Consider the following 26,319-nt stretch of genomic DNA (forward strand, 5'->3'; position numbering starts at 1 on the left):
TGCTTTTTTCTTTCCTTTTGAATTAATCATCCATCGTGGAAAGGTCCCCGACTGGTTCTCCAAGCTCCCAGGCTTTTAGCACACGGCGCATGATTTTACCGCTCCGTGTTTTAGGAAGCTTTTCCTTAAACTCAATTTCTCTTGGCATGGCGTGAGCAGAGAGCTCTTTTTTAATAAACTGCTTGATTTCATCGATAAGTTCATCGTCCTGCGTATAGCCGTCCCGTAAAGAGATGAATGCCTTAATAATATGTCCCCGGACAGGATCAGGCTTTCCGATTACACCAGCTTCAGCTACAGCACGATGTTCAACGAGCTTACTCTCGATTTCGAAAGGACCTACACGTTCACCGGCAGTATTAATAACATCATCGTTTCGTCCCTGGAACCAGAAGTATCCTTCTTCATCCCGGTAGGCGGTATCTCCGGAAACATACCAGCCATCGATAGCGAAGTATTCATTAAATTTCTCTTCATTTTTCCAAACTTTACGCATCATGGACGGCCAGCCCGCTTTTACAGCGAGGTTACCCATTTCATTCGGAGGAAGCTCTTCGCCGTGGTCATTAATAATAGCGGCTTCCACTCCCGGGAACGGCTTTCCCATTGAGCCTGGCTTAATCGGTTCACCTGGGTAGTTACAAATTAACATCGCGCCGGTTTCTGTCATCCACCACGTGTCGTGTATACGACGGTCAAATGCTTCAACCCCCCAGCGGACAACTTCCGGGTTTAACGGTTCTCCCACACTGAGGATATGTCTGACCGAGCTTAAATCGTACATTTCCTTAATATTCGGATCAGCTGCCATGAGCATCCTGAATGCTGTTGGCGCACTGTACCATACTGTGACCTTGTACTTTTCAAGAGTTTCATACCAGTCCTGCGGGGAGAAACGTCCGCCGCGGACAACATTGGTGACACCATTCAGCCACGGACCGAAAATGCCGTAAGATGTACCTGTAACCCAGCCAGGGTCAGCTGTACACCAGTAAGTATCATCTTCTTTCAGGTCAAGAACCCATTTTGCAGTCTGATAATGCTGAAGCATAGAATTATGCACATGGTATACCCCTTTAGGTTTACCGGTAGAACCAGAAGTATAGTGAAGGATCAGGCCGTCTTCGAGGTCAACCCACTCAACAGCAGATTCCTTTGAAGCCGCTTTCATTTTGTCGAAATAAGAAACAAACTTTTCGCCATCAGGAAGTTCATTGCCGACGACAACTACTTTTTCAAGATGAGGAAGTTCATCAAGGGGAACTCGTGGAAGGAGGTCCGGTGTTGTGACCAGCACTTTTGATTCGCTGTCTTCCAGCCGTGCCTTTACGGCATCCTTCATAAATGCTTCAAATAACGGACCAACTACGGCACCGATTTTAATTGTTCCGAGCAAAGAAACATAAAGTTCCGGGGAACGCGGCATGAAGATAAATACGCGGTCACCTTTTTCAACTCCAAGGTCCTTAAGCATATTTCCTGCCTGATTTGACAGATCTTTCAGCTGGCGGAATGTGTATGTTTCATCACGCTCGGCGTCTGAGTAGAGTAAAGCCGGCTTGTTGCCAAGTCCTTCATTCACATGACGGTCTATGGCTTCATAGGCAAGGTTTACCTGTCCCGTTTTGTGCCATGAAAATGCTTCTTTCACTTGATTCCAGTCAAAATTTTCTTTCGTTGCTTCGTAGTTTTCAAGCTGATGTGATGTCGTTTTTGGCTGTAATACTTTCAAAATCAAGCACCTCCGCGAGTAATGTAAAATTGCAACACTCTAAAATTTCAGAATTTTAAGCTTACGTAAACGTTACATAAAAACCCAGTGTATTGTCAACAGTCAACAGAAAGATACAGGAAATTTATTATATTTGAAAGATTGTGACGGGGGAGAAACTGCAAAAGAATATGTGTTGTGATGTGATCTTCGCCTGCGTATGTACCTTCATGCTAAAATACAGAAGAACGATTGAATAAAGGAGCGATTAAACGATGGATTGGTTAGGAATATTAATTTTAATTGTTGCAGGTATTATTGTGCTCAGGGTTGTGGGGACGCTCTTTAAATTTATAATCAGCGCCGGCCTCATCCTGCTGTTTATATATATTATTATCAGACTCATCGATACTGCCTTGGTCATAAATCCGTTATGGTTTTAGCCGGGAATGGTTAAGGGTAGATTAACAAGAGACATATCAATTAAAGGAGGACTTTGTAATGGACTACCGGATCGAAAGAGATACCCTGGGTGAAATGAAAGTCCCGGAGGATAAATGGTGGGGTGCACAGACGCAAAGAAGCCTGGAAAACTTTAAGATAGGCACCGAAAAGATGCCTGAAGAAATTGTCTCCGCCTTTACCGTGCTGAAACAGGCATGTGCAAAGGCGAATCTGCGCCTTGATAATATCGAAGAAGATAAAGCAGAAGCAATATCAGCAGTGTGCGAAACAATCAGAAAAGAGAAATATACTGAACATTTTCCTCTCGTTGTCTGGCAGACGGGGAGCGGAACCCAGTCTAATATGAACATGAACGAAGTGATTGCCTACAAGGCAAATGAACAGTTAAAAAGCCGGAAGGAAACCGTGGTTCATCCCAATGACGATGTAAACCGTTCCCAAAGCTCCAATGATACTTTTCCTACTGCCATGCATATTGCGGCAGTAATTGACGTCCATGAGCGTCTGTTGCCAGCAGTCAGACATATGCGGGATGTGCTTGAAGAAAAAGTCATTACATTCCAGGATGTTGTCAAAATCGGCCGTACCCACCTTCAAGATGCCACGCCCCTTACCCTCGGACAGGAAATCAGCGGATGGGTCCATATGCTCAAAAAAAGTGAGCAGATGATTAAAGAGAGTACCGAACACCTTCGTGCACTGGCTATTGGAGGAACGGCTGTAGGAACAGGGATCAATGCCCATTCAAAGTTCGGAGAAACGGTAGCTGAAGAAATAAGCACTATAACCGGGCATGAGTTTTATTCATCCGAAAACAAATTTCATGCACTCACAAGTCACGACGAACTTACGTATGCACATGGAGCAATTAAAGCCCTTGCTGCAGATTTGATGAAGATCGCCAATGATGTGAGGTGGCTCTCCAGCGGACCGAGGTCGGGTATCGGTGAAATAACGATTCCTGCAAACGAACCAGGGAGCTCAATTATGCCGGGAAAAGTAAATCCTACACAAAGTGAAGCCTTAACGATGGTGGTCTCACAGATATTTGGTAATGATGCAGCAATAGGTTTTGCATCAAGCCAGGGGAATTTCGAGCTTAATGTATTTAAGCCGGTGATCATCTATAACTTTCTCCAGTCAGTAAGACTTTTATCGGATGCCATGACATCCTTTACAGACAAATGCCTGGCTGGAATTGAAGCGAATGAAGATGTCATTAACAACCATGTGAAAAACTCGCTGATGCTTGTTACAGCTTTAAACCCTCATATCGGCTACGAGAATGCAGCGAAAATTGCTAAAAAGGCATTTGATGATGATACTACATTAAAAGAGGCAGCAATCAGCCTCGGCCTTTTAACGGATGAAGAGTTTGAAGATATGGTTAACCCGGAAAAAATGATCGGTCCCAACAAATAACAACACAAAAGTACTTTCGCAAAGGCTGTTTCTTTAAATCCGGTATTGTAGCCGGAATGCTTGAGAATTCTAAGGTCCCGGGGGCCGTTCAGTTCCCGGAGAGCGACTGAAGGCCACTAAAAATTCAAAAACAGCGAAATACAAAGACGCTCCGATACCTGATTCGGGGCGTCTGTTTTATGGGGAAATTGATATACTGTATATAATTAAATATATAATATAACGTTAGGAGATTTTGTTATGCATGTTTTTGACCTTCATTGTGATGCGCTTCTTAAACTTTGGGAGGACCGCTCAAAATCATATCTGAATGATGCCAACATCCACACCAGCTTTGAAAGGCTTCAAAAAGGAAATGTAAAGCTCCAGCTTTTTGCTGTCTTTGTGGAGCCTGAGATTCCTTCAGATATGAAGTTTCAGGTTGCGCTGGAGCAAATTGATTTGTTTTATTATAAGGTTCTGGCACAAAAAGGAATCCGGCATATCAGAAACTGGTCTGACTTAAGACAATTAAAGCCTGATGAAACAGGAGCGATGCTTACGCTGGAGGGTGCTGATGCTTTTGGAAATGATCTGATGAAACTGCGTACGCTGTACAATCTGGGAGTCAAATCTCTAGGCCTTACGTGGAACAATGCAAACTTATGCGCCGATGGAGTGGGAGAACCCCGAAATGGAGGGCTTACAGAGCTTGGCTTTGAAGTAGTCAGACTTAACAACCAATTCCGTATCTGGACAGATGTTTCCCACCTAACCGAACCTGGTTTCTGGGATGTTATGAAAACAGCTGATTATCCTGTTGCCACACATTCTAACGCCAAGACCCTGTGCTCACATAGAAGAAACCTTACAGACGAGCAGGCGCAGGCACTGTTTAAGAAAAAAGGACTGTTGGGAGTGGTCTTTCACCCTCCATTTCTTGTGGATGATGCAGAAACAGCAGAGATTAGTGACCTTTTAAGGCATATTGAACACTTCTGTGAACTGGGTGGGAAAAACCATTTGTCATTTGGCTCGGACTTTGACGGTATTCAGTTTTTTGTATCAGATCTTAATCACTCAGGGCTTTATCAGAACCTGATCAATGAACTTCTCAAGTATTACAGTGAACAGGATGTACGAGGCTTTGCATATCAAAACGTTCTGGACCATCTGCCGGAATAGTGAAAAGAGGGCATTTCATAAGGCATATTATAATGCCGCCTTATGAGACGCCCTCTTTCTGGTGATCAGCAGGAAAAGTGTCTTCTGGTGACTGTTATATACTCGTTATTTATCTTTATGACATTCCACTTGTTTTCAGGAAGAAATACAGATGATTCTTTCAAGTAGGAAACCGGATATAATTCCAGCAGATACGCTAAATAAGCAGCGCATTTTCTGCACTCCGGCGGAAAGTATGTGTATGAGGCTGCGGTCAGTGACCGCGCATGGTTAAATAGTGTAAAAAATTGCTCTTTTTCAGATTCTGTAGTCTTGTGTTTAAAGTAACCCCAGATATGTTCACATGTATTCAAAAAATCTCCGTGACAAAAGGGAAGCTCCTTCTGATTTTTGATTTCCAAGTATACGTCCAGATATTCCCGGCAGTTTTCTGCCTCCCTGAGAGAGATTTGGATGTCTTTATAGAAACGGTACCCTTTAGCCATAATTTCATATTTATTACGGGCCCAGAGTTTCTCGGTTAGTTTTTTAAAAGTCACCGTCATGTCTTTCACCTCGGTCATTTGGATACTATAAGTGTAGCACCTGTCACGGCTCTAAAGTAAGGATGACATGATTAATTTAACCAGACTTTTGTGACTCATTATTAAAGGGAAACAGATACAGGAAATCGTATCTCTATTAAAAGCAAGTAAGGGGCTGGGGCCATGCGAATGTTTAAGAAACCTAGAATTGTCGTCAGTAAATGTCTTGAATTTGAACCATGCAGGTACGACGGGGCAAAAATCAAAAGTGATGCAGTGAGTAAATTAATGGATAGTGCAGAACTGATTCCTGTGTGTCCGGAAGTGGAAATCGGGCTCTCAACACCAAGAGAGTCGATCCGGATTATTGAATCTGGAGATGAGGAGCGGCTGGTACTGCCGTCCGGGAAAGAAGACCTTACAGATCAAATGAAAAGCTTCTCAGACTCTTTCCTGACAAATTTACGTGACGTAGACGGGTTTATTTTGAAAGGGAGGTCCCCGAGCTGCGGAATCTTTGATACAAAAGTATACGCAGGATACGAAAAATCCCCTGTAATTAAAAAGAGTGCCGGGATCTTTGCGAAAAAGGTTATAGATCATTTTCCTGATGCGGTCATTGAGGATGACGGGAGGCTCAGAAACTTCTCGATCAGGGAGCATTTTCTGACTCGTATATATACACTCAGTGAATTCAGAGATACAAAAAGTCGGGGCGATCTTGAATCACTGAACCGTTTTCATGCCAGAAACAAATATCTGTTTTTATCATATCATCCAAAACTTTTAAAAGATGCAGGACGTATAATAGCAAATTATGAAAAGCGGAGCAAGGAAGAGATCTATTCTTCCTATGAAGCAGTTCTTGGAACGATGATGAAGAAAAAACCGAAGTTTACAAGCAATATCAATGTCTGCCAGCATATTCTGAGCTTTTTTAAAGGTGAACTGAGTGTCCGTGAAAAAGAACATTTCCTGTACCTTCTTCAGCAATACAGTGAAAGGCGGATCCCGCTCAGTAATTTGACGAGTATCCTGAAATCCTGGGTTTACAGGTTTGAAAGGGAGTATCTGTTCAATCAATCGTACTTTGAACCCTACCCGGAAAGCTTAATTGAAATAACAGACTCCGGGAAAGGCCGCAATTACTGACCATAAGTTTGGACGTTCGGAGAAAGTGTTGTTATACTACTAAAAAAAGTGGTGGTGAGAAATGAATGGTTTTGAAGAAAGCAACATTTGCAGGTGGTTGTTTCTGGTGCATGGTATCTCCTTTCGATGAGCAGCCTGGTATCCATAAGGTTGTGTCGGGATATACCGGCGGGCACACTGATAACCCTACCTACGAAGAGGTATGTACGAATACAACAGGACATCTCGAAGCTGTTCAGATAACATATGATCCGGATGTATTTCTATACGAAAAACTGCTGGATCTATACTGGTCTCAGATTGACCCAACCGACCCCGGCGGTCAGTTTCATGACCGTGGAGAGTCTTATCAGACAGCCATTTTTTATCATGACGTTGAGCAAAAGAAACTGGCGGAGGATTCAAAGGTGAAGCTTGATAAAAGCGGCAAATTCAACAAGCCGGTTTGTACTGATATTCGTCCTGCATCTGTGTTTTTTGAAGCAGAAGCCTACCATCAGGACTATTACCGGAAGAACCCTCTTCATTATAAAATGTACCGTAAAGGAAGCGGTAGAGAAGACTTCCTAAACTCACACAGGAGGTAGTTGGTCTGATGAAAACAAACAGAAAAGTTCAGGATAAAAAAGCGTTAAACGAAATGCAGTATAAAGTAACTCAGGAAAACGGAACCGAACCTCCGTTTAAAAATGAGTTCTGGGACCATTTTGAAGATGGAATCTACGTGGATATCGTGTCAGGAGAGCCTTTGTTCAATTCAAGAGACAAGTATGATGCAGGGTGCGGATGGCCAAGCTTCACAAAGCCGATTGATAAGTCCCAGGTAACTGAGCATTCGGACTTTTCACATGGAATGCGTCGTACGGAAGTAAGGAGTGAAGAGGGGGATTCCCACCTCGGCCATGTGTTTACGGACGGGCCGAAACCCGGCGGACTCCGCTATTGTATCAATTCTGCAGCTCTTCGTTTTATTCCATACAGCGAGCTTGAAAAAGAAGGCTACGGGGAATACAAAACATTATTCGACAAATAGACTTTGATGTCTTATGAAACGAAAAAGTTGACGCCAATTATTCTTATGGCGTCAACTTTTTTTGTTTCCTTTAATCCCGGCGGAAGCGATTGAGAGTCTGTATAACTTCTTCTTTTCTTGGAAGGGCAAGATCTCCCGGGTGCTGCCCTTTGAAGGGCGAAAGGAATTCAAGTCCCGAATGGTTAATTTCAGTATAGATCTCGTCAATGGCTTCCATAATTGTGCTGTCTTTACTGCTTCCTTTTGTTAAATGTTTTATTATCAGGGCAATGGTCCTTGTCTGGCTGGTATCCGCCAGCTGTTCGATAGCAGATAAATCAATCATATGACGGGAGAACAGGATCGTATTCTTTCCTTTTGCCTCTACTTTCTCTTTTCGATCCAGTTTCTTTTTGAAATTGTCTCTGTCCAGTATTCTCATTTTGGGAACAGACAGGGTTACGGCTGTTTTCTTTCGGTGATTTTTTATTTCAGAAGCAATTTGCTTTACTTCTGCTCTTTTATCGTAAGGTCGGTATTCATTCATTACTATGACGTGGTCAGAAGCTTCGAAATAGTCCCCTGAACCCCCTATAGCCATGACCGTTGAAACATCCTGGTCCTTAAAGAGACTTTCTACATAATCAACAAAAGGGGTAATCGGTTCCTCAGAAACCAGCTTTTGCATTCTCGCATCACGAATCATAAAATTTGTAGCACTAGTATCTTCGTCCATTAAAATAAGCTTGGATCTCATTTCCAGAGCTTCCATTATGGAAGCTGCCTGGGAGGTGCTTCCGCTTGCATCCAATGTTGAAAAAGAGCGCGTATCTTTTTCAAAAGGGAGATTGGAAATAAACGGGGAAATATCTACTCCATGAATGGACCTGCCGTCTTCAGCTTTAATTTTCACTGCACTCTGATCAGTAATGACATACTCCCGGCCGTCTCCCGGAGCATGATTATACACACCGCGTTCAATGGCATGAAGGAGGGTACTCTTTCCGTGATAACCTCCCCCGGCTATGAGGGTAAGACCTTTTGGCAGGGCAAAACCGGTAACTGTCTTTTCTTTAGAAAGCTGAATGGTTTTTTCATAAGCGGCCGGGGACTGAAAGGATACGGCCTTACTTAACGGCTTATTACTCACACCGCTTTCTCTTGGAAGAACAGCCCCGTTGGCTATAAAGCAGATGAACTCATTTTCCTTAATATAATTTCGGATCAATTGCTGATCGTCAGATAATTCAATGTGTGATTTTACTGCTTCTTTTGAAAAATGGGTAAGAGCTTTTCTTGTTATGTCAGGTACAATCTCACCCAGCAGCTTACCGGTATCATGTCCTCTGATACGCCTTCCGTTTGCAGGCAGGCCGATACTGAGACGAATTTCGATATGTTTTTCAGTGACTTTTACAGCTGTTCGTTTCAGGACTTCCTGACCCGGGGCATCGATGGCAATCATCCCGCCTTTACCGGTTCCCATTCGTGAAACTGCACGTTTCTTAATCTGAAGATTGACCTCCCTGGCAAAAAAATCTTCGAAAGCTGACTTACGAGAGGCGGAATCTATAAGCTCTTCTGGAAGGTTTGTGTATGTGAACGGGAAAGCCACTCTGATTTTTGACGGAGCAGCAAAGGGATCTCCCTGAATATAGTCCATATATAGTGAAAAGACGTCTCCGTCATATTTTCCCTGAATGGTTTTGAGTAATTTATAGCTTTTTCCATCCAGTTCTTTCACCTTCTGTATGAGTCGTTTCATATCAATTTCCCCCAATACGTTGATTTCGTGCGTAATGATAGCTGTACTGTTATTAAAACATACGACAGGATCTGAAACAAAAAGGGGAGAAGGAAGAATAATTATCCAGTACCAGGGGGACATTAGGGTTGAAAAAAAGGCTGTTTTCGTAAAAATTGTTTCTCTTACTGAAAAAGGCAATGAAGTCGAAGCCCCTTAGACGCCTTGGTACTTGGTATTGGGGTGCCAGGCAAGACCTTGCAGAGCATAGCTCAAGGATTGCCGCAACCGTCACGGAAAGCGGAGGGTCGCAGGTTGCATCTTCATTATCTGTGAAGTGAAAATAGCAACAATCAATCTGAAAACAGCGAAAAAAACTATAAGGAGAATGAAAAATGAGAAAATGGATTATGTTATGTCTGACATTCCTGTTTGCGTTATCAGCTATGGGAGCAAATGTTTCTTTTGCAGATACAGGTGAAGGCTTTGTTAGAGCTGTTCATGCATCCCCGGATGCACCTGCAGTGGATATCTATGTGAATAAGGATAAAGTAGTTGAAGGTGTTTCATTTAAAGGTGTGAGCGAATACATGCCATTACAGGAAGGCTCTTACACCATCCGTATTTTTGCCCAGGGAGCAAACCCTAAAAAGGATACCCCTGTTATTGAGAAAAATGTAGATGTAAAAGGGGAACAAGCATACACCTTGGCAGCAGTAGGTCCTCTAAACCAAATTGATCTTGTAGCTGTCAGTGATGACCTCCAGCCTGCAGAAGGTAAAGCAAAAGTCAGAGCAGCCCACTTTTCCCCTGATGCCCCGGCTGTAGACATTGCAGCAGGACCGGAAACGATTTTATTCGAAAATGTGAGCTTTCCTCAGGTAGCTGAATACTTGGAAGTGGATGCAGGAACTGTGAACCTGCAAGTACGGCCAACCGGGTCACAGGATGTGGTGTTTGAAGTTCCTAATTTAGGACTCGAGGCAGGCGCTGTTTATTCTGCATTAGCAGTAGGCCAGCTTGAAGGAGAACCGGGCTTTGATATTATTATTGTAAAAGATGAACTGAAAGAATAAGGGCGCTATCCCAAAGTTACATCAGATAAAAACCACAGAGGTGAGCAAAGGACCGGAGAGTCTTTTGTTCCCTTTTTTTGTATGCCGCCACTCCGTGTGTGAAAAGATAAAAGAATATTAATGGTTTTGTAATGGAATTGTAATGTTTCATTCATCGCATAACAGCGAAAATACGTTTACTATAAAAGTATTAACGAACACATAAAGGTGATGGCATGAGAAAGACAAATTATCCAATAATATTCTCACTACTATTCATTATTACATTGACATCATTTCCATCATTACCAGAAGCTGGCAAACCCTCCGATCTATACAGTGAGGCAGCAGTTGTTATTGATGCCCGCACCGGGGAAGTCCTTTACGAAAAAAACGCATACCGGACAATGTACCCGGCAAGCATAACGAAAATCATTACAACTATTGTGGCTCTGGAAGAAGCAGGTCTTTCTGATGACGTACAAGTGAGTTTTGATGCGGTAAATGTAATAGGCTCCAGAGTCTATTTACTGGAAGAGGAGATTCTTCCACTCGAACAGCTTCTCCATGGCATCATGATCAGTTCCGGTAACGATGCATCTATAGCAGTAGCCGAACATATAGATGGTTCAGTTAAGGCTTTTGCAGACCGGATGAATGCGTTTGTGACAGAGAAGGTAGGGGTTGAAAACTCCAACTTTACGAATCCCCACGGCCTTTTTGAAGAAGAGCATGTAACCACCGCCTACGATATGGCCAGAATAAGTGCTTATGCAATGGGAAATGAACAGTTTAGAGAGATTGTCGGAACGAAAAGCCTGGACTGGAAAGGGGAAGGGTGGGAAACAACCCTTTATAATCACCACGATTTAATGAGACAGAATGACCATATTACAGGAGTAAAAAACGGTTATGTCAGAAGATCGGGCTATACTCTGGTTACCTCAGCATTTGATGGGGACACTGAAGTGATTGTTGTAACACTGAACTCCCCATCGCGGCTGTTTGCATATAATGATACGAACAAGCTTATTGACTACAGCCTGGCTGAATATGAAACACAGGTGTTAAGCCTTGCCGATGAAGACCTTTTGACCAACCACATTATACCTGAAGAACTTGCAGTGACAACCCGCAGGGGAGAAGATATTAAATATGAGGTGCGCGAAGAAGGAGAAATTATTGTAACTGGGAAAGGGAACCGGAAGATCGCTCATATTGACCTTGAAAAAAGGTACCTGACAGATCTCCCGTCGTATATTATCCCTTCAGATAAAGAAACAACAGTCGTTAAGAAGCAGGAAGAGCCGATTAAGAAAAGTATTGCACTGTGGTTTATTTTAAGCGGGTTTAATAAGGTTTTTAACAGATAGAAGCTTTTCATCTGTTCAATGAATAGCGGAAGTACTTATCAGAGGTTGACTTTACCCTTTAGTCAGCCTCTTTTTTAATGGCTGTTTTCGGATAAATTGTGCTTTTAGTGAATGTGATAATAAAGCCGGAGTGCCCGAGACTCCTGCGATAGTTACGAGCGTTTACATAAGAAGCAGGGTTATTTCTTCTGGCTTGCCTGCGCCACCGCGGAAATGGAAGGGCACGCAGACTTTATGTGTTAAGATTTGACTTATAGTAAAGAGTAGCAAACTATAGGGAAAACAGCTTTTTATTTGACTTTTCAACCCATACATCGTTCACTCATCACTCAGATATAGAGCTGCTTAATGATACAAGCATTTTTGTGTATTCATTCCGGTTTTTAAACATGGCTTCATTCCAGTTTTGTTCAATCCATTCTTTAAGTTCTTGAGATGAATTAAATACTTCTCCCGATGTATCTGCTTTTCTTATCATGTATCTGCCATTGTCTTCATCACAAGTGACTTCACATGGAAAAGCACCGTCGTGACTCTGTAATTGAAAGTCCATTCTCCTGTCTCCCTTCATAAAGGTTTACCTGAAAATACAATTTGGGGCATTCTCAACCTCGTATGGATGTTCTAAGCTTCGTTGAAACGGAATACGATCCCTTTCCGCATACTTGCGCCGATCCTCTTCAGGGCTTTGCTCTTACGGTATTTCGCCAGTCTCGCATTTCCGCATGAGTCTCGCGTATTCCGTTCAACTTCGCATGCTAACCTGTAATATCAGAAGAGCAGGTTAACTGAGTTGAAAAAAGACCGCATGGCTATTTTCATTCACCATGGTGTAAAAAAATTAGCATGGGAATGACCCCCTGAGTGCCGAGCACGAGGAGAATCATCGCCCCCCCCCCCCCGCTAAGTGAGTGAAATTAAACACCTGAATTACCAGAGCCATCAAAAAACCTCGCCGGATCTCATATAGCATATTTTTATTGTGATATTCATTCATACAAAGAATTCAACCATGATTTAGAAAGACTTCCAATAGATGGGTGAAGTGTGATAACTTTTATACATTTTTACATAATTTTTTAGAAATGACGTAGCGGTCAGAAGAACTTCTTATTATAATATAGACAGAAGTCGAATTTTTTCGATAATTACCGGAGGGGACTGTTTATGATGAGATGGGCTAAGCGGATTTTACAAAACCTTGTACTTCTAAGCTCACTGACAATTGCTGTAGTTTTGATCTCTGTTGCATTTGCAGTGTATCTCTGGCAGTCCACGGATGCAGGGCGGCTCCCGGCAAAAACCGCTGTTGTGCTTCATGCTATTAATAATAATCTGGTTACATTGGATATTGATGTCAGGCCTCCAAGAATTGTGAGCGGAGGAGGCGGAGGAAGCCCGTTGTTAAGAGAGGACCTCTATGTACCGGTAGTCGGCGATGTTCAAGTGCCTGTAAGAATATACAGACCTCAGGGTGAAGGGCCGTATCCGATTATCATGTATTATCACGGTGGTGCGTTCATGGAGGGGTACGGGAGTATTGAAACCCATGACAATATTGTCCGGTCCCTGGCGTCCCGTACGGAGAGTGTCGTGATTTCGGTCGGATACAGAGTGGCGCCGGAACATATTTTCCCAGCGGCTGTAGAAGACAGCTATGCTGCGTTGCAGTGGGCAGAGAGAAATGCGGGAAGTTTTAATGGTGACCCTGACACAATAAGTGTTGCAGGTGACAGTGCAGGAGGAAATATTGCTACAGTGATGACACTTATGGCAAGGGACCGGGAAGGCCCGGAAATAACCTCCCAAGTACTGTTTTATCCCCTGACAACGTTTCAGGATGTAGACCTAAGGTCGAGAGAAATTTATGATAGTGGTTATTATTTATTATCCAGACAGGTGATGTACCGGGCGAGGGATCTGTATACCCCTGAAGAAATGATGTGGTCAAATCCTTATACATCACCTCTGCAGGCTGATAATCTTTCTGATTTGCCCCCTGCCTTGATCATTACTGCGGAATTTGACCCGTTAAGGGACGAAGGTGAGGCATACGCAAAACGCCTTTTTGAATCCGGCGTTCATGTAAGAGCCACAAGGTATCGTGGGGTTATGCACGGTTTTGTCTCTTTTTATGAAGTTATGCAAAGCGGGAGATACGGATTGCAGGAAGCGTCTAGCTTTCTGAGGCAGGCACATGGAGGCGTTCTTCAGGAAAGCCCCTACCAGCTGCAGGTCCGTCAGTCTCCCCAGGGAATTGACAGGGTAAGGGAACAGGCAGAAGCGTTCGCAATCGCTGCATATCTGCTTGGCAGAACCGGAGCTGATCTCCTCACCCCTTAGCCCTCAATAAAGATAGGAGAGATACCATGAGATCAGTTCTCCCAGTCAGGCTGCTCGCAATAGGACAAGTTCTGTTTACTATCGCTTACTTCAGCTATATGCTATATATTTCATTTTCATGGGGCTTTACTCCGAGAATGGTTCAGATACTCGTTACAGACAGTATCTATTTAATTCTAATCATCAGCGCAGCGGGCCTTTTATTTTTGAAGACCTGGGGCTGGTGGGTAACTGTTATTCTCTACGGCAAACTGCTTATGAGTAAGCTTATAGGGACAGGAACAGAGTGGTTTTTACTGCTCTCGGGAACAATTGCAGAAAAATGGCGGTGGGATATCTTTTTTGCAGATCTGTTTATTATCCTTTTATACACCGTAATCCTTGCCTGTTTCTTTTTAAGAAGAATCAGAAGAATTTTCAACGTACACGAAGCAGGGAAAAAGATGGCCTTCCTCGTCACGATAGGAATCATCCTCCTTTACTCAATTTATTTCGTAACGGCTTTCTGGCTTATTGTTCAGCTGGGATAACACAGGAAATGTGTATAAAGGGCGGTTCATAAGGTATTATTATCCCTTATGTGCCGCCCGCATTCTTTTATTCCAAGCTTGTATGTGCATGCGGATACTGTTAGACTTTTTCAATAAAGAAGCCGAAATTGACGATTTTTATGAAACAGGAAAGGATTACAACTATGGAACATAAATTAAATTCCCGTGTAAAGAACATACAAATATCCGGCATACGCCAGTTTTTCAACAAGGTTGCAAAATACCCGGATGCGGTCCAGCTTACTCTGGGCCAGCCGGATTTTGAAACACCGAATCATATTAAGGAAGCAGCAAAGAAAGCAATCGACCTTAACTATACCCGTTATACAAAAAATCCCGGGGACGATGAGCTTGTAGAAGCAGCGTCCCGGTTTGTAAAAAACAAGTATAATCTCACCTACAACCCACAATCAGAAGTAATTACGACTGTGGGAGCATCACAGGCAATCGACATTACGATGAGGACAATTCTTCAGGAGGGAGATGAAGTTATTCTTCCGGGTCCTGTATACCCGGCATACGAACCCATTATCCGGTTATGCGGAGCAATACCAGTATATATAGACACAACCGATACCGGCTTTAAACTGGCACCGGCTAAACTGAAACAAGTGCTGACTGAAAAAACAAAAGCGGTCATGCTTCCCTATCCTTCAAACCCAACGGGGGTTGTTCTGACGGAAGAAGAACTGAAAGACCTTGCAGCTGTTTTAAGAGAAAAAGACGTTTTTGTTGTCTCTGATGAGATTTATTCCGAGCTTAACTTTGAAATGCCGCACCATTCGATTGCAAGTCTTACGGGCATGCGAGAGAAGACGATTGTCATTAATGGTGTTTCCAAGTCCCATTCAATGACAGGATGGCGTATTGGTTTTGTGTTTGCACCCGAAGAGATTACGAGACATATTCTGAAAGTTCATCAATACAATGTAAGCTGTGCTTCCTCCATTTCGCAAAAAGCAGCATCAGAAGCACTTACTGCAGGTGAAGATGACGCTGAACCGATGAAGAAAGAGTACAAAAAGAGACGTGATTATATGTATAAGAGGCTTATAGAAATAGGGATGGAAGTGGAATATCCGCAAGGTGCCTTTTACATTTTCCCTTCGGTTTCTAAGACAGGCCTGTCATCATTTGATTTTGCAACGAAACTGCTTGAGGAAAATAAACTGGCTGTTGTACCCGGGAACGCATTTTCTGAGTACGGTGAAGGGTATATCCGTCTTTCTTATGCATATTCCATGGAAAACCTTAAAGAAGCACTCGACAGACTTGAAGTATTCTGGAAAAAGCTTATGTAGGAATTGGCTTACAACTGGGGGAAAGAAGATGAAAGAGAGATTATTATTCGTATATGGAACGCTTCGTAAAGGGGCATTAAATGCTCATTACCTTGATAATGTGAATTGTGTTCATGAGCAAGCCTGGATCCAGGGCACTCTCTTTGACACCGGATCAGGCTATCCCGCATTCGTTCAGAGGGGGAATGGGAGGGTATATGGAGAACTGTATGAGATCCCCGACCGCCTTTGGGCAGACATCCACTACCTGGAGGGATACGATGGATCTGAGGGAAGTCTCTTCAAGCCTGTAACGGTATCGGTCACTACGGACACTGTCCAAAAAGAAGCTGTTGTCTATGTTTCAGGGCGTGAGTCCCTTTTGAAAACTGAGATTCCTGAAGGGGATTGGATGCGTCTGTTATTTGAACGTGGTCTCAGTGATTCCTTTTTGTATTTTGCATTCGGTTCATGTATGGACAAAGAGAGAATGGAGCTGGCCGGTGCGGACCAGTACTTTCATGAAATTACCGGTGCCGGTCTTCCTGGCTACGAGCTGAGGTTTACGATTGCCTCCAGAGTTGACGGGAAAGGAAGAGCAGACATTGTTGAAGAAGGGGGTCTCTCTGAAGGCCTCTTATACCGAACAGATAAAGAAGGACTCGATTACCTGTATAAACGGGAGGGTGTATTTACAGGGATGTACCGCCCTGCCATCATTTCAGTACAGGGACTTGACGGGAATAACTATACCGATGTTCTGACGTTTCTTGTGATCGATAAACAAAGTGAGACAGCACCGCCGGATCATTACGCAAATGAAATTTTGCGGGGAGCCGCCGGCTGGCTGACAGAAGGATATATTGACAAATTGAAGAACAGAATTCACCAGCTTCAGGTTTCAGAAAAAAACCAGGAGGTGTAAAACATGTGCGGAAGATACACTCTTTACTCAGACCCTGATTTTTTAAATAACCATTTTGATCTTGAAAACCCGGAAGAAGCCATGACTTTTAAACCGCGTTATAACATCGCTCCAAGCCAGGATATCCTCGCCGTAGTTCAGGGTAAAAAAGGGCAGAGGGCAGGTTTTATGAAATGGGGGCTCGTCCCGTCCTGGGCGGATGAGCCCTCCATCGGGAATAAAATGATTAACGCAAGATCTGAGACTATTCATGAAAAGCCGAGCTTTAAACATCTGATTAACAGGCGTCGCTGTATCATCTGCGCAAGCGGCTTTTATGAATGGAAGAAAGAGGGCGGCAGAAAACAGCCTTATTATATCCAGCTGCCCTCTGAACAACCAATGATGTTTGCCGGTCTGTGGGACCGCTGGGAAAAAGAGGGGCAGACACTGATCACAACCACGATACTTACAACAGAAGCCAACAGTACGATGAAAGAGCTTCATCACCGGATGCCTGTTATCCTTAATGATGACCGGCAAAAGCATTGGCTTGATGTGAATTCAAAAGATACGCTTCATAAGATATATAAAGAACGACCTTCGTCCCTGCATATCCATCCTGTCTCCATGTTTGTAAACTCCCCTCAAAACGAAGGGCCGGAATGTATTGAAAGGATTTAGGTCTTTTGTTTGGACAGTTCATGAATAAGAATACGAAGGTGGGAGCTGTTAGTTTTTCTGTCCTCCCCCCTGATACGTAACGGTTTTCCCCTGGACTCTGACAGTGCATAATCAATGGTGAACATAGCCGGGTCAAGAGTGTTGTCTACATCGCTCCATTGGACCGGATAGGCAGCAAGTCCCTGCGGCACTGCCCGAAGAGAGTAGGGGGCAATAATGGTCTTCCCTTTACCATGCTGAAGAAAATCAATGTACAAGCGGTCATTCCGCTTTTTTTTCAAGCGTTCAACTGTCCGCTCGGCCGGATTCAATTCTACAAGTGCTGAAGCGAGAAAAGACAAAATGACGTTGCCTTCCTCATACGTGATGCTTCCTTTGCTGACTGGGATGTAAATTTGAAGCCCCTTTCTGCCGGATGTTTTTACGAAGGAGTAAAGCTGCCATTTGTTGAGAATTTCTTTAACATCCAAAGCTGCTCTTACGGCATAGGGGAAGAGCTTCCGGTCGGGAGGGTCCAGGTCCAAAAACAGTTCCTCTATATCACCATCAGCTTTTTCCGGCGGGATATGAAATTCAATGGCTCCCTGATTTCCGAGCCACAATAACGTCTCAATGTTGTTCACTAAAATGGTGTGATGCCCTTCCCACATACGTGTCTCTACGAAAGATGGCAGTGACGGAGGGGCGTTTTTCTGGTAAAAAGACTCTTCTTCTATCCCATCAGGGAAACGGATAACCGTTAAAGGCCTGTTATATAACCATGAAAGAATAAAAGGGGCCATTTTCTGCAGGTAATATAGATAATCGCGCTTGGTGATACCGGCTTTTGGAAAGAGAAGTTTTTCGGGCTTCGTTATGTTTACATGAGGAGGCAGAGGCTCCAGTTCATAGTTGAGCCGCTTTACTGTGTAGTCTGATGGATCCTCATGAGGCAGGAATTTTGAGAAACGGGGTTCTCTCAGTTCTTTCCCTGTTGTTCCGAGGCATTTCACTTCACAGCAGAGAGGTGCTGCCAAATCATATTCACCATTTCGGTGTTTTGAATTTTTCCTTATGACTTTTTTTAATATATCCCGTTCTTCACTTGAAAGACCGTGACTGAAGGAGCCATAAGGCTTCAACATGTCATTCGATTCCACGCCGATTTTAAAATAACCGTTCTTCTTCTCACCTGTAATAAGAACATGAACGGATTTGTAATTCTTTATTTTCTGCCATTCCATTGTTCTGCCGGGCATCCATTTGCTGTATTCTTTCTTTGCCACTATACCTTCCCCATTATACGACTGTACCTGGTTCCACAGTTTGTCAGGTGACTTCCATACGGGTATCATTTGCAGGGGGGATGTTTCACTTCTTTCCTTTTCAGGTTCCAATGGACATCCGAGTCCGGACAAAAAGGTCTGGAGAGATGCCTTTCGTTTGATAAAAGGTAACCCAGTCATATCTCTTCCTTTTAGGATAAGGAGATCAAATGCGAGGAAAACAGCGGGAAACAAAGCCGCATGTTCAGTTACAGATGTTTTACTTCTCATTCTCCCTCGCTTTTGGCACTGGGAGAAATCACTTGTGTAGTTACTTAATAAGATTGAGAGTTCCCCATCAAGAACGACCGGGATGGGTGGCTTTATTCTGCAGTTTTTACAATACGCTGTGATTTCAGGAAAGCGGTCGTTTAATAACAGTCCATTCCGGCTTATTAACCGGACTTCATCCTCATTCCACTCCAGGCGGCACCGAAACCCATCATACTTTGTTTCATACAACCAGCCATTCTTACGGTCCGGCCAATTTTCAACTCTTGTGGGCAGCATGACATTCAACGTCTACACTTCCTTAATCCAGTATTATCTACTTATAACCTTCGCTTTTAAGGACCAAATTAACAGTACAATCTATGGTAAATAAGGGAGAGACGAAGATGCATACAATATGGAAAGGAACGGTCAGTTTCGGACTTGTAAATATTCCTGTAAAGCTTCATGCAGCCACTGAAAACAAAGATGTTTCCTTAAGACAACTCCATAAAGAGTGTCATACACCGATCCGCTACGACAAAGTATGTCCTCATTGTGAAAAAGAAGTTGAGAAAGAGGATATTGTAAGAGGGTTTGAATATTCCAAGGAGCAGTATCTCATTATTGAGGAAAACGAGTTAAAGGAGATTCAGAAAGCCCAGTCCGAACGGTCAGTTGAAATTCTTGATTTTGTTGACTTAAATGAAATTGATCCGATTTATTTCGATAAGAGCTACTTTCTGTCCCCGAACGAGGGAGGGACGAAAGCCTATGTTCTTTTAAGGCAGGCACTGGAGGAATCCGGTAAAATCGGTGTAGCTAAAATCATGATACGGGCAAAAGAACATCTGGCAGTTTTAAGGGTTTATAAGAATACGTTGTTAATGGAAACCATTCACTTCCCTGATGAAGTAAGGGCAGCCGACCAGGTCCCGGGGATACCGGAAGAGAATGATCTCTCAAAAAAGGAAGTCACTACAGCAAAAATGCTTATTGACCAGCTGACCACAACGTTTGAACCGGAAAAATACACAGATGAGTACCGTCAGGAGTTTATGAAGCTGATTGAAACAAAGAGGAACGGAAAAGACGTGGTGACTGCCCAGAAGCCTAAACTGGACACATCAAATGTAACCAATCTTATGGATGCTTTACAGGAATCGATTGAAAATACAAAAAAAACGAAGAAAAAAAGTGCCGCCTCAAAAAAGCGGACAACAACAGGAAGAAAAAAGAAAAATGCATAACTGCCTCCAGCGGGGGGTTTTCTTTTTTGTCACAGGGGAATTATATTCAAGGAAAAAGGATACCTGTATACAAATGGAAAACTCACTATTTCACAAATGGCAACAGGTGGTTTACTTTATTTTACAAAAAACGACTGTATTTTCGGAATTTAGGTCGAATTTCCATAAAATTAATGAGAAAAATTCTAAAAAATCTACAATTTCTTTTGAGGAATATTTCCTATAGTGATAAAATAACGATGTAAGCGTTTCACACGCTTTAAAGCACTACTACTTTTTATCCTTCTTAAACTTTACATATTACATGTACACAAACCGGGTGTACAAATGGAGGTACTGGATTCATGAGCTCAAAACACGTTCAAATGGATGAAGGCTGGTCCCAGTTTCACGGACCCAACTTCGGCTATTTACTGGAAGTGTATGAACTGTACAAAGAAGATGCAGCTTCAGTAGATGAAGAGTTAAAGCAGTTTTTTGACAAATGGGGAGGCCCGCCCGAATCAGAAGGAACTCCGGCTGCACAAAGCAGCGGCGGAGACATTACCGCAGCAATAAAGGCTGCAAAGCTGGCGGATCATATCAGAAGAAACGGACATTTAATGGCTGATATCTCTCCTGTTGAAAAACGTGAGTCACAAAACCTGTTCGACCTGAAAAGTTATCAGCTTACAGAAGAAGCGTTAAGAGCAATACCGGCTCACCTTCTCACACCGCATGCTCCAAAATCAGTGGAGAACGGGCTTGATGCCGTTAATCATCTGAAAAAGGTCTACAGTTCGGCACTCGCTTTTGAGTTTAATCAGGTTCATGACCTGGAAGAGCGGGAGTGGCTTTATAAGATGGTGGAGTCGGAAGAATACCGCCCGACTTTTTCAGATGAGATGAGAAAAGATCTGTTGAACCGTCTGAATCATGTGGAAGGGTTTGAACACTTCCTCCACAAAACATTTGTAGGACAGAAGCGTTTTTCAATCGAAGGTCTGGATTCAATGGTGCCGATGCTTGATGATGCGGTCAAGGAATCCGTAACAGATGGCGCTAAAAATGTCATGATCGGTATGGCGCACCGGGGCAGACTGAATGTTCTTGCCCACGTTCTCGGGAAACCGTATGAGATCATTTTCTCCGAGTTCGTTGACGCTCCAAACAAAGAACTCGTGCCTTCCGAAGGTTCTGTAGGAATTAACTACGGTTGGACAGGTGACGTAAAGTATCACCTCGGAGCTGACCGGGAAGTTGAAGAAAAAGAAGAAAAAGCAACCGTCTCCCTTGCCAACAACCCGAGTCACCTGGAGTTTGTCGATCCGGTTGTTGAAGGCTTTACCCGTGCAGCACAGGACAATCGCAGTGAGCCGGGGTATCCGAAACAGGACAAGTCAAAAGCAATGGCGATTCTCGTCCACGGTGACGCTGCATTCCCGGGTCAGGGTATAGTTGCTGAAACGTTAAACCTGTCCCAGCTTACGGGCTATGCTACGGGTGGTACGATTCATGTTATCGCCAACAATAAAATCGGATTCACGACATCCAGCAGTGACTCGCGATCAACAAATTACGCAAGCGATCTGGCTAAAGGATTTGAAGTGCCGGTCATTCACGTGAATGCTGATCATCCGGAAGCGTGTGTTGCAGCGATGCATCTCGCCTACGAGTATCGTAAGCGTTTTGAAAAAGACGTTCTGATTGATCTTATCGGTTACCGCAGATACGGTCACAACGAAATGGACGAGCCTGCAGCAACACAGCCGCAGATGTACAAGGAAATCAGAAAACATAAAACGGTATATGAACTTTATGCTGACAGACTGCATGAAAAAGGAATTATCGGAAGTGACGATGGAAAGAAGCTGCGTCAGAAGCTTCTTAGTGACCTGCAGTCCCAGTATGAAACAATTAAAGCAAACAAACGTGACCGGGCAGGGGAGATGAATCCTCCTGAAAAGGTTGTCCAGTCTCTCGATAACATTGATACGTCAGTTGAATTGGACACCCTCAAGCAAATAAACGAAGAGCTGTTAAAGTTCCCTGAAGACTTTAAAGTATTTCCCAAACTTAAAAAGATCCTGCAGCGTCGTGAAACGGCCTTTGACAATGAAGGAGCCATTGACTGGGCATTAGCTGAGACACTTGCCTTTGCTACGATTCTCCATGACGGAAATCCAATCCGTCTTACAGGTCAGGACTCGGAACGGGGGACATTCTCCCAGCGTCACATTGTACTGACTGACAGTGAAACCAATGAAAAATACTCTCCTCTCCATAAAATGCACCATGCGAATGCTTCTTTTGCTGTTCATAACAGCCCGTTATCGGAAGCTGCTGTAGTTGGATTTGATTACGGGTATTCTGTTCAGGCTCCGGAAACATTAACAATCTGGGAAGCCCAGTACGGAGACTTCTCCAATGGAGCACAGGTTATTTTCGATCAGTTCGTATCTGCAGGACGTGCAAAGTGGGGGCAAAAATCAGGACTCGTTCTGCTTTTGCCGCACGGTTATGAAGGACAAGGTCCCGAGCACTCGAGCGGAAGGGTTGAAAGGTTCCTTCAGCTTGCTGCCGAAAATAACTGGCACGTAACAAATGTCACAAGTGCAGCACAGTATTTCCACCTTCTCCGACGTCAGGCAAGCATTCTTGGCAAGGATGAAGTGCGTCCGCTCGTTGTGATGACACCGAAGAGCCTGCTGAGACACAATAAAGTGATTTCCACGAGTGAAGAGGTGGCAGCAGGTATGTTTAAGCCGATTCTTGAACAGCCCGGGCTTGCAGAAAATCCCGAAAACGTAAAGCGGATTGTTTTTGCCACAGGTAAGCTCACGATCGACCTGGCTGAAGCAGCTGAGGAACTTGAAGATAAAGACACGGTTCACGTTGTACGTGTTGAAGAGATCTATCCGTTCCCAAGGGAAGCTGTTGCAGAGCTCAAAGAAAAATATCCGAACGCAAAAGAATGGGTCTGGGCACAGGAAGAGCCGAGCAACATGGGAGCCTGGCACTATGTTCTTCCACACCTCAGACACCTGGCCGAAGATCATGCAGAAGTGAAGTATATCGGACGCCGCCGTCGTTCAGCTCCAGCTGAAGGGGATCCGAAAGCGCACAAACAAGACCAGAAAAAAATCATAGAAGATGCGTTGTCGTTAAACAGCGAAGGGAGAGAAGAAGAATGATCGAAATCAAAGTTCCTGAACTAGCAGAATCCGTAACAGAAGGTACAGTCGCTCAGTGGCTGAAGCAGCCAGGTGACCAAATTAATAAAGGTGACGATATCGTAGAGCTTGAAACGGATAAGGTAAATGTGGAAATCTCCGCTGATGAGTCCGGTACACTCAAAGAAGCTCTCTTTGAGGAAGGGGATACAGTTAAAGTCGGAGATGTTATCGCCATGATTGAAGAAGCTGGGGGAAGTTCTTCCGAGAAGAAAGAAGAGCCGAAAGCAGAGAAAAAAGAAGAATCACAGAGCAAAAGCGAGCCGGAAGCTTCTTCACAGGAAACATCCCAGTCAGAGAGTTCAGACTCCCCTGACCGTCCGATTGCAACACCGTCTGCACGTAAATATGCACGTGAAAAAGGAATCAACCTGAGCGAAATTTCTGCGCGTGACCCATTAGGGCGTATTCGTAAAGAGGATATTGAAGAACATGAGTCCAAGCAGAAAAAGTCTGAGTCAAAACCTTCACAGCAGCCTGCAAAACAGGAAAAACCAAAAGATGACCCTGCCAAGCCGGTTGAGCGTGTAAAAATGTCAAGACGTCGCCAGACCATTGCCAAGCGTCTTGTAGAAGCACAGCAGACAGCTGCAATGCTTACAACGTTTAACGAAATTGATATGACAAATATCATGGAGCTTCGTAAACGCCGTAAAGATCAGTTCCTTGATAACAACGGAGTAAAACTTGGCTTTATGTCATTCTTTACAAAAGCTGTTATCGGTGCTTTGAAGAAGTACCCGCTGTTAAATGCTGAAATTCAAGGTGACGAAATTGTCATGAAGAAGTTTTATGATATCGGAATGGCAGTTTCCACCGATGACGGACTTGTCGTGCCGGTCGTTCGTGATGCGGACCGCCTTGACTTTGCCGGTATCGAAAAAGAAATCGGAAATCTTGCCGGAAAAGCAAAAGAGAAAAAGCTTACCCTTGGCGACCTTCAAGGAGGAAGCTTTACGATCACAAACGGTGGTATTTTCGGATCTCTGTGGTCTACCCCAATCCTTAACACTCCGCAGGTAGGTATTCTCGGAATGCACAAGATTCAGATGCGTCCGGTTGCCATTGATGATGATACGTTTGAAAACCGCCCGATGATGTATGTGGCTCTTTCCTACGATCACCGTATTGTTGATGGAAAAGAAGCTGTAGGATTCCTTGTGAAAGTAAAAGAATTGATCGAAGACCCTGAATCCCTTCTTTTGGAAGGATAATTGTAACTGCCCTAAGTCTGTCCCCAGTGGTGAAATACACCTCTGTGGACAGACTTTTTTTGTTTTAGGCGCATGGCGGTGCCAAACCAGTTACAAAAGGTCATCGTTTGTTTAATACCATATCCAAAAAAGGGGACCTGTAAAGGGTAGAACCAGGAAGCATAAGACCAGTTGAAAGGACTGATGATAAAATTTATTCTGTTTCATCTGAATAAATAATGCAGCGTACTCAAGAGGGCATTGTCGAATTGTGCCCCAAGACTCCAATTGAGTGGTGGCGGTTTACGAGCAGGTCTATGGGTGGAGCAGGAGGGTTCGGTTCCTCTGACTATGAATTCAAGTTTGTTTTACGACAGGTCTCACTGGAATATAAGGGTTGTGGTTATGTGGAGGCTATTTGTCCGGGAAGCAGGAAAAATCACCGTTCAGCCCGGATAGGTTGTGACTTCATCCGTGGAAGTCTCGACAGACAGAAACAGTAACAGAAAATTGCGAAATTAAACAAACGTTTAACTTCAAGGCATGATGTTTGAAAGGGAATGAATCGTGGAACAAGGAGATAGAATATAATCGTTGGAAACCAAAAGGAGTGTTACGATGGCAAAGAAAATGCTTATGGTAGTGACAAGCGCAGACAAAATTAATTCCGATAATAAAACAGGCATCTGGGTATCCGAGTTCGTCGAGCCTTATCTTACCTTTATTGAAGCAGGGTATGATGTCACGGTTGCGAGTCCGGGAGGCGGGAAGGCTCCTTTGGATCCTGTCAGTATTGAAAACGATCAGCCCGAGGCGTGGAACGAGCCTCTCAAGCGTTTGGAAGAGACGGCCCCATTACAGCAGGTCTCAAAAGAATCGTACGATGGTATCTTTTTACCGGGTGGTCACGGAACCATGTTTGACTTTCCGGATGACCCTTCACTCCAGACGATATTAACCCACTTTGCAGATCATAACCTGCCCATTGGTGCCGTATGTCACGGTCCTGCCGGATTTGTGAAAGTAAAAAAATCTGATGGCACATCCCTTGTTGATGGAAGAAGGATGACTGCTTTTACAAATGAAGAAGAAGAATCCACAGAGCTGGACAAGCATATGCCTTTCCTTCTTGAAACATCACTCAGAGAAAACGGCGCATTGTTTGAAATGGGTCCGATGTGGTCTGACTATGTGGTTACAGATGGCAACCTGGTGACCGGTCAGAACCCGCAATCAAGCCTGGCAGCAGCAAAAGCGTTTGTGGATGTTGTTGAGACGATGTGGAAAACAACTTACGAATAAATAAAACAACAACCAGGCTGTTACGCCTGGTTGTTTGCATTCTCAGCCATTTTAATGAATCTTAATTCATCCTCCACGAGCCCGCAGCTTCCGCATTGGACGCGCTTGTCAGGGCCCTGGTAGGTCAAGTGGAAAGGTTCCTGTCTTTCTACTTCCTCGTAAACTCCATCATCATTATTCCACATTACTGAAGTTACCACCTGGTCAATTACGTTGAATCGTGTCTTTGCTCTGCATGATGGACACATATACGTATGATGCATAATCACATCTCCTTCTTTCAGCATTTTCTTCCCTTACCGGTGCAATCTTATATGAAAACAACTTTTCTTTTTTATAGTATAACCATTGATACAGAATTTAATAGAACACTCTCTTACTTCCTGCAAAGGAGTGTGATACATTAAGAGTTCTTATAAAATCTATGTCAGGTTGAATTCCGTTTTACTTCAATCAACCTTCTT

23 protein-coding genes are annotated in these 26,319 nt (G+C 43.7%); 17 read left to right on the forward strand and 6 right to left on the reverse strand.

What is annotated here, in order from left to right; genetic code table 11:
• Window positions 1–22: 22 nt before the first annotated feature.
• The gene (gene acsA / locus EBO34_RS04620; protein WP_419466019.1) at window positions 23–1,738 is read right to left on the reverse strand and encodes an acetate--CoA ligase; all 1,716 of its coding nucleotides are present in this window, start codon (window positions 1,736–1,738) and stop codon (window positions 23–25) included.
• Window positions 1,739–1,986: 248 nt separating this feature from the next.
• Between acsA and EBO34_RS20570 the strand changes: the two genes are divergently transcribed.
• The 3 genes from EBO34_RS20570 to EBO34_RS04630 all read left to right on the forward strand — a co-directional run bounded on the left by EBO34_RS20570 (window position 1,987) and on the right by EBO34_RS04630 (window position 4,762).
• The gene (locus EBO34_RS20570; protein WP_183163709.1) at window positions 1,987–2,154 is read left to right on the forward strand and encodes a hypothetical protein; all 168 of its coding nucleotides are present in this window, start codon (window positions 1,987–1,989) and stop codon (window positions 2,152–2,154) included.
• Window positions 2,155–2,212: 58 nt separating this feature from the next.
• A complete protein-coding gene (gene fumC, locus EBO34_RS04625; RefSeq protein WP_122896758.1) occupies window positions 2,213–3,598 on the forward strand; it encodes a class II fumarate hydratase in 1,386 nt (461 codons plus the stop codon).
• A 240-nt stretch (window positions 3,599–3,838) separates the two neighbouring features.
• Window positions 3,839–4,762 (forward strand): dipeptidase, encoded by a 924-nt coding sequence (locus EBO34_RS04630; RefSeq protein WP_122896759.1) that lies wholly within the window; start codon window positions 3,839–3,841, stop codon window positions 4,760–4,762.
• Window positions 4,763–4,827: 65 nt separating this feature from the next.
• On the opposite strand, the gene EBO34_RS21190 is transcribed toward EBO34_RS04630, so the two are convergent.
• Window positions 4,828–5,325, reverse strand: coding sequence for a DUF1722 domain-containing protein (locus EBO34_RS21190; protein ID WP_122896760.1), 498 nt, complete (start codon window positions 5,323–5,325; stop codon window positions 4,828–4,830).
• 144 nt (window positions 5,326–5,469) lie between these two features.
• Here EBO34_RS21190 and EBO34_RS04640 point away from each other — a divergent pair, with 144 nt between their 5' ends.
• From EBO34_RS04640 to msrB, 3 genes are all read left to right on the forward strand, one after another.
• Complete coding sequence (locus EBO34_RS04640; protein WP_122896761.1) at window positions 5,470–6,438, forward strand: YbgA family protein; 969 nt, start codon at window positions 5,470–5,472, stop codon at window positions 6,436–6,438.
• 65 nt (window positions 6,439–6,503) lie between these two features.
• Window positions 6,504–7,025, forward strand: a complete 522-nt coding sequence (gene msrA, locus EBO34_RS04645) for a peptide-methionine (S)-S-oxide reductase MsrA (RefSeq protein ID WP_122896762.1) — start codon at window positions 6,504–6,506, stop codon at window positions 7,023–7,025.
• 8 nt (window positions 7,026–7,033) lie between these two features.
• A complete protein-coding gene (gene msrB / locus EBO34_RS04650) occupies window positions 7,034–7,471 on the forward strand; it encodes a peptide-methionine (R)-S-oxide reductase MsrB (RefSeq protein ID WP_122896763.1) in 438 nt (145 codons plus the stop codon).
• A gap of 70 nt (window positions 7,472–7,541) precedes the next feature.
• Here the strand turns inward: msrB and EBO34_RS04655 are convergent, their stop codons facing one another.
• Window positions 7,542–9,215: an ABC-ATPase domain-containing protein gene (locus EBO34_RS04655; RefSeq protein WP_122898534.1), complete on the reverse strand. Its 1,674-nt coding sequence runs from the start codon at window positions 9,213–9,215 to the stop codon at window positions 7,542–7,544.
• Window positions 9,216–9,589: 374 nt separating this feature from the next.
• Here EBO34_RS04655 and EBO34_RS04660 point away from each other — a divergent pair, with 374 nt between their 5' ends.
• The gene (locus tag EBO34_RS04660; RefSeq protein ID WP_122896764.1) at window positions 9,590–10,270 is read left to right on the forward strand and encodes a DUF4397 domain-containing protein; all 681 of its coding nucleotides are present in this window, start codon (window positions 9,590–9,592) and stop codon (window positions 10,268–10,270) included.
• Between the two features lie 215 nt (window positions 10,271–10,485).
• Window positions 10,486–11,622 carry a D-alanyl-D-alanine carboxypeptidase family protein gene (locus EBO34_RS04665; protein ID WP_122896765.1) on the forward strand — a complete coding sequence of 379 codons (1,137 nt, stop codon included), beginning with the start codon at window positions 10,486–10,488 and terminating at the stop codon, window positions 11,620–11,622.
• Window positions 11,623–11,947: 325 nt separating this feature from the next.
• Here EBO34_RS04665 and EBO34_RS04670 read toward each other — a convergent pair whose 3' ends face one another.
• On the reverse strand, window positions 11,948–12,175 hold the full coding sequence (locus EBO34_RS04670; protein ID WP_122896766.1) for a hypothetical protein: 228 nt from the start codon (window positions 12,173–12,175) through the stop codon (window positions 11,948–11,950).
• A gap of 614 nt (window positions 12,176–12,789) precedes the next feature.
• Here EBO34_RS04670 and EBO34_RS04675 point away from each other — a divergent pair.
• The 5 genes from EBO34_RS04675 to EBO34_RS04695 all read left to right on the forward strand — a co-directional run bounded on the left by EBO34_RS04675 (window position 12,790) and on the right by EBO34_RS04695 (window position 17,384).
• Entirely contained in the window at window positions 12,790–13,965 is a 1,176-nt protein-coding gene (locus EBO34_RS04675; RefSeq protein ID WP_249414002.1) for an alpha/beta hydrolase, read from the forward strand.
• A 26-nt stretch (window positions 13,966–13,991) separates the two neighbouring features.
• Window positions 13,992–14,495, forward strand: coding sequence for a hypothetical protein (locus EBO34_RS04680; protein WP_122896767.1), 504 nt, complete (start codon window positions 13,992–13,994; stop codon window positions 14,493–14,495).
• A gap of 164 nt (window positions 14,496–14,659) precedes the next feature.
• Window positions 14,660–15,817: an aminotransferase A gene (locus tag EBO34_RS04685; protein ID WP_122898538.1), complete on the forward strand. Its 1,158-nt coding sequence runs from the start codon at window positions 14,660–14,662 to the stop codon at window positions 15,815–15,817.
• A 28-nt stretch (window positions 15,818–15,845) separates the two neighbouring features.
• A complete protein-coding gene (locus EBO34_RS04690) occupies window positions 15,846–16,721 on the forward strand; it encodes a gamma-glutamylcyclotransferase (protein ID WP_183163711.1) in 876 nt (291 codons plus the stop codon).
• Window positions 16,722–16,724: 3 nt separating this feature from the next.
• Window positions 16,725–17,384 carry an SOS response-associated peptidase gene (locus tag EBO34_RS04695; RefSeq protein ID WP_122896769.1) on the forward strand — a complete coding sequence of 220 codons (660 nt, stop codon included), beginning with the start codon at window positions 16,725–16,727 and terminating at the stop codon, window positions 17,382–17,384.
• Here EBO34_RS04695 and ligD read toward each other — a convergent pair.
• On the reverse strand, window positions 17,381–19,198 hold the full coding sequence (gene ligD, locus EBO34_RS04700) for a DNA ligase D (RefSeq protein ID WP_249414058.1): 1,818 nt from the start codon (window positions 19,196–19,198) through the stop codon (window positions 17,381–17,383). The genes EBO34_RS04695 and ligD overlap by 4 nt on opposite strands.
• 107 nt (window positions 19,199–19,305) lie before the next feature.
• On the opposite strand from ligD, the gene ku reads away from it, so the two are divergent.
• The 4 genes from ku to EBO34_RS04725 all read left to right on the forward strand — a co-directional run bounded on the left by ku (window position 19,306) and on the right by EBO34_RS04725 (window position 25,855).
• A complete protein-coding gene (ku, locus tag EBO34_RS04705) occupies window positions 19,306–20,148 on the forward strand; it encodes a non-homologous end joining protein Ku (RefSeq protein WP_122896771.1) in 843 nt (280 codons plus the stop codon).
• Window positions 20,149–20,492: 344 nt separating this feature from the next.
• The gene (locus tag EBO34_RS04715) at window positions 20,493–23,321 is read left to right on the forward strand and encodes a 2-oxoglutarate dehydrogenase E1 component (protein ID WP_122896773.1); all 2,829 of its coding nucleotides are present in this window, start codon (window positions 20,493–20,495) and stop codon (window positions 23,319–23,321) included.
• Complete coding sequence (odhB, locus tag EBO34_RS04720) at window positions 23,318–24,574, forward strand: 2-oxoglutarate dehydrogenase complex dihydrolipoyllysine-residue succinyltransferase (RefSeq protein WP_122896774.1); 1,257 nt, start codon at window positions 23,318–23,320, stop codon at window positions 24,572–24,574. The genes EBO34_RS04715 and odhB overlap by 4 nt, the downstream gene beginning before the upstream one ends.
• Window positions 24,575–25,171: 597 nt before the next feature.
• On the forward strand, window positions 25,172–25,855 hold the full coding sequence (locus tag EBO34_RS04725; protein ID WP_122896775.1) for a type 1 glutamine amidotransferase domain-containing protein: 684 nt from the start codon (window positions 25,172–25,174) through the stop codon (window positions 25,853–25,855).
• A gap of 20 nt (window positions 25,856–25,875) precedes the next feature.
• Here the strand turns inward: EBO34_RS04725 and EBO34_RS04730 are convergent, their stop codons facing one another.
• Complete coding sequence (locus EBO34_RS04730; protein WP_249414003.1) at window positions 25,876–26,142, reverse strand: DNA alkylation repair protein; 267 nt, start codon at window positions 26,140–26,142, stop codon at window positions 25,876–25,878.
• Window positions 26,143–26,319 lie beyond the last annotated feature (177 nt).

Source organism: Alteribacter keqinensis, assembly GCF_003710255.1.
Taxonomy (GTDB): Bacteria; Bacillota; Bacilli; order Bacillales; family Salisediminibacteriaceae; genus Alteribacter; species Alteribacter keqinensis.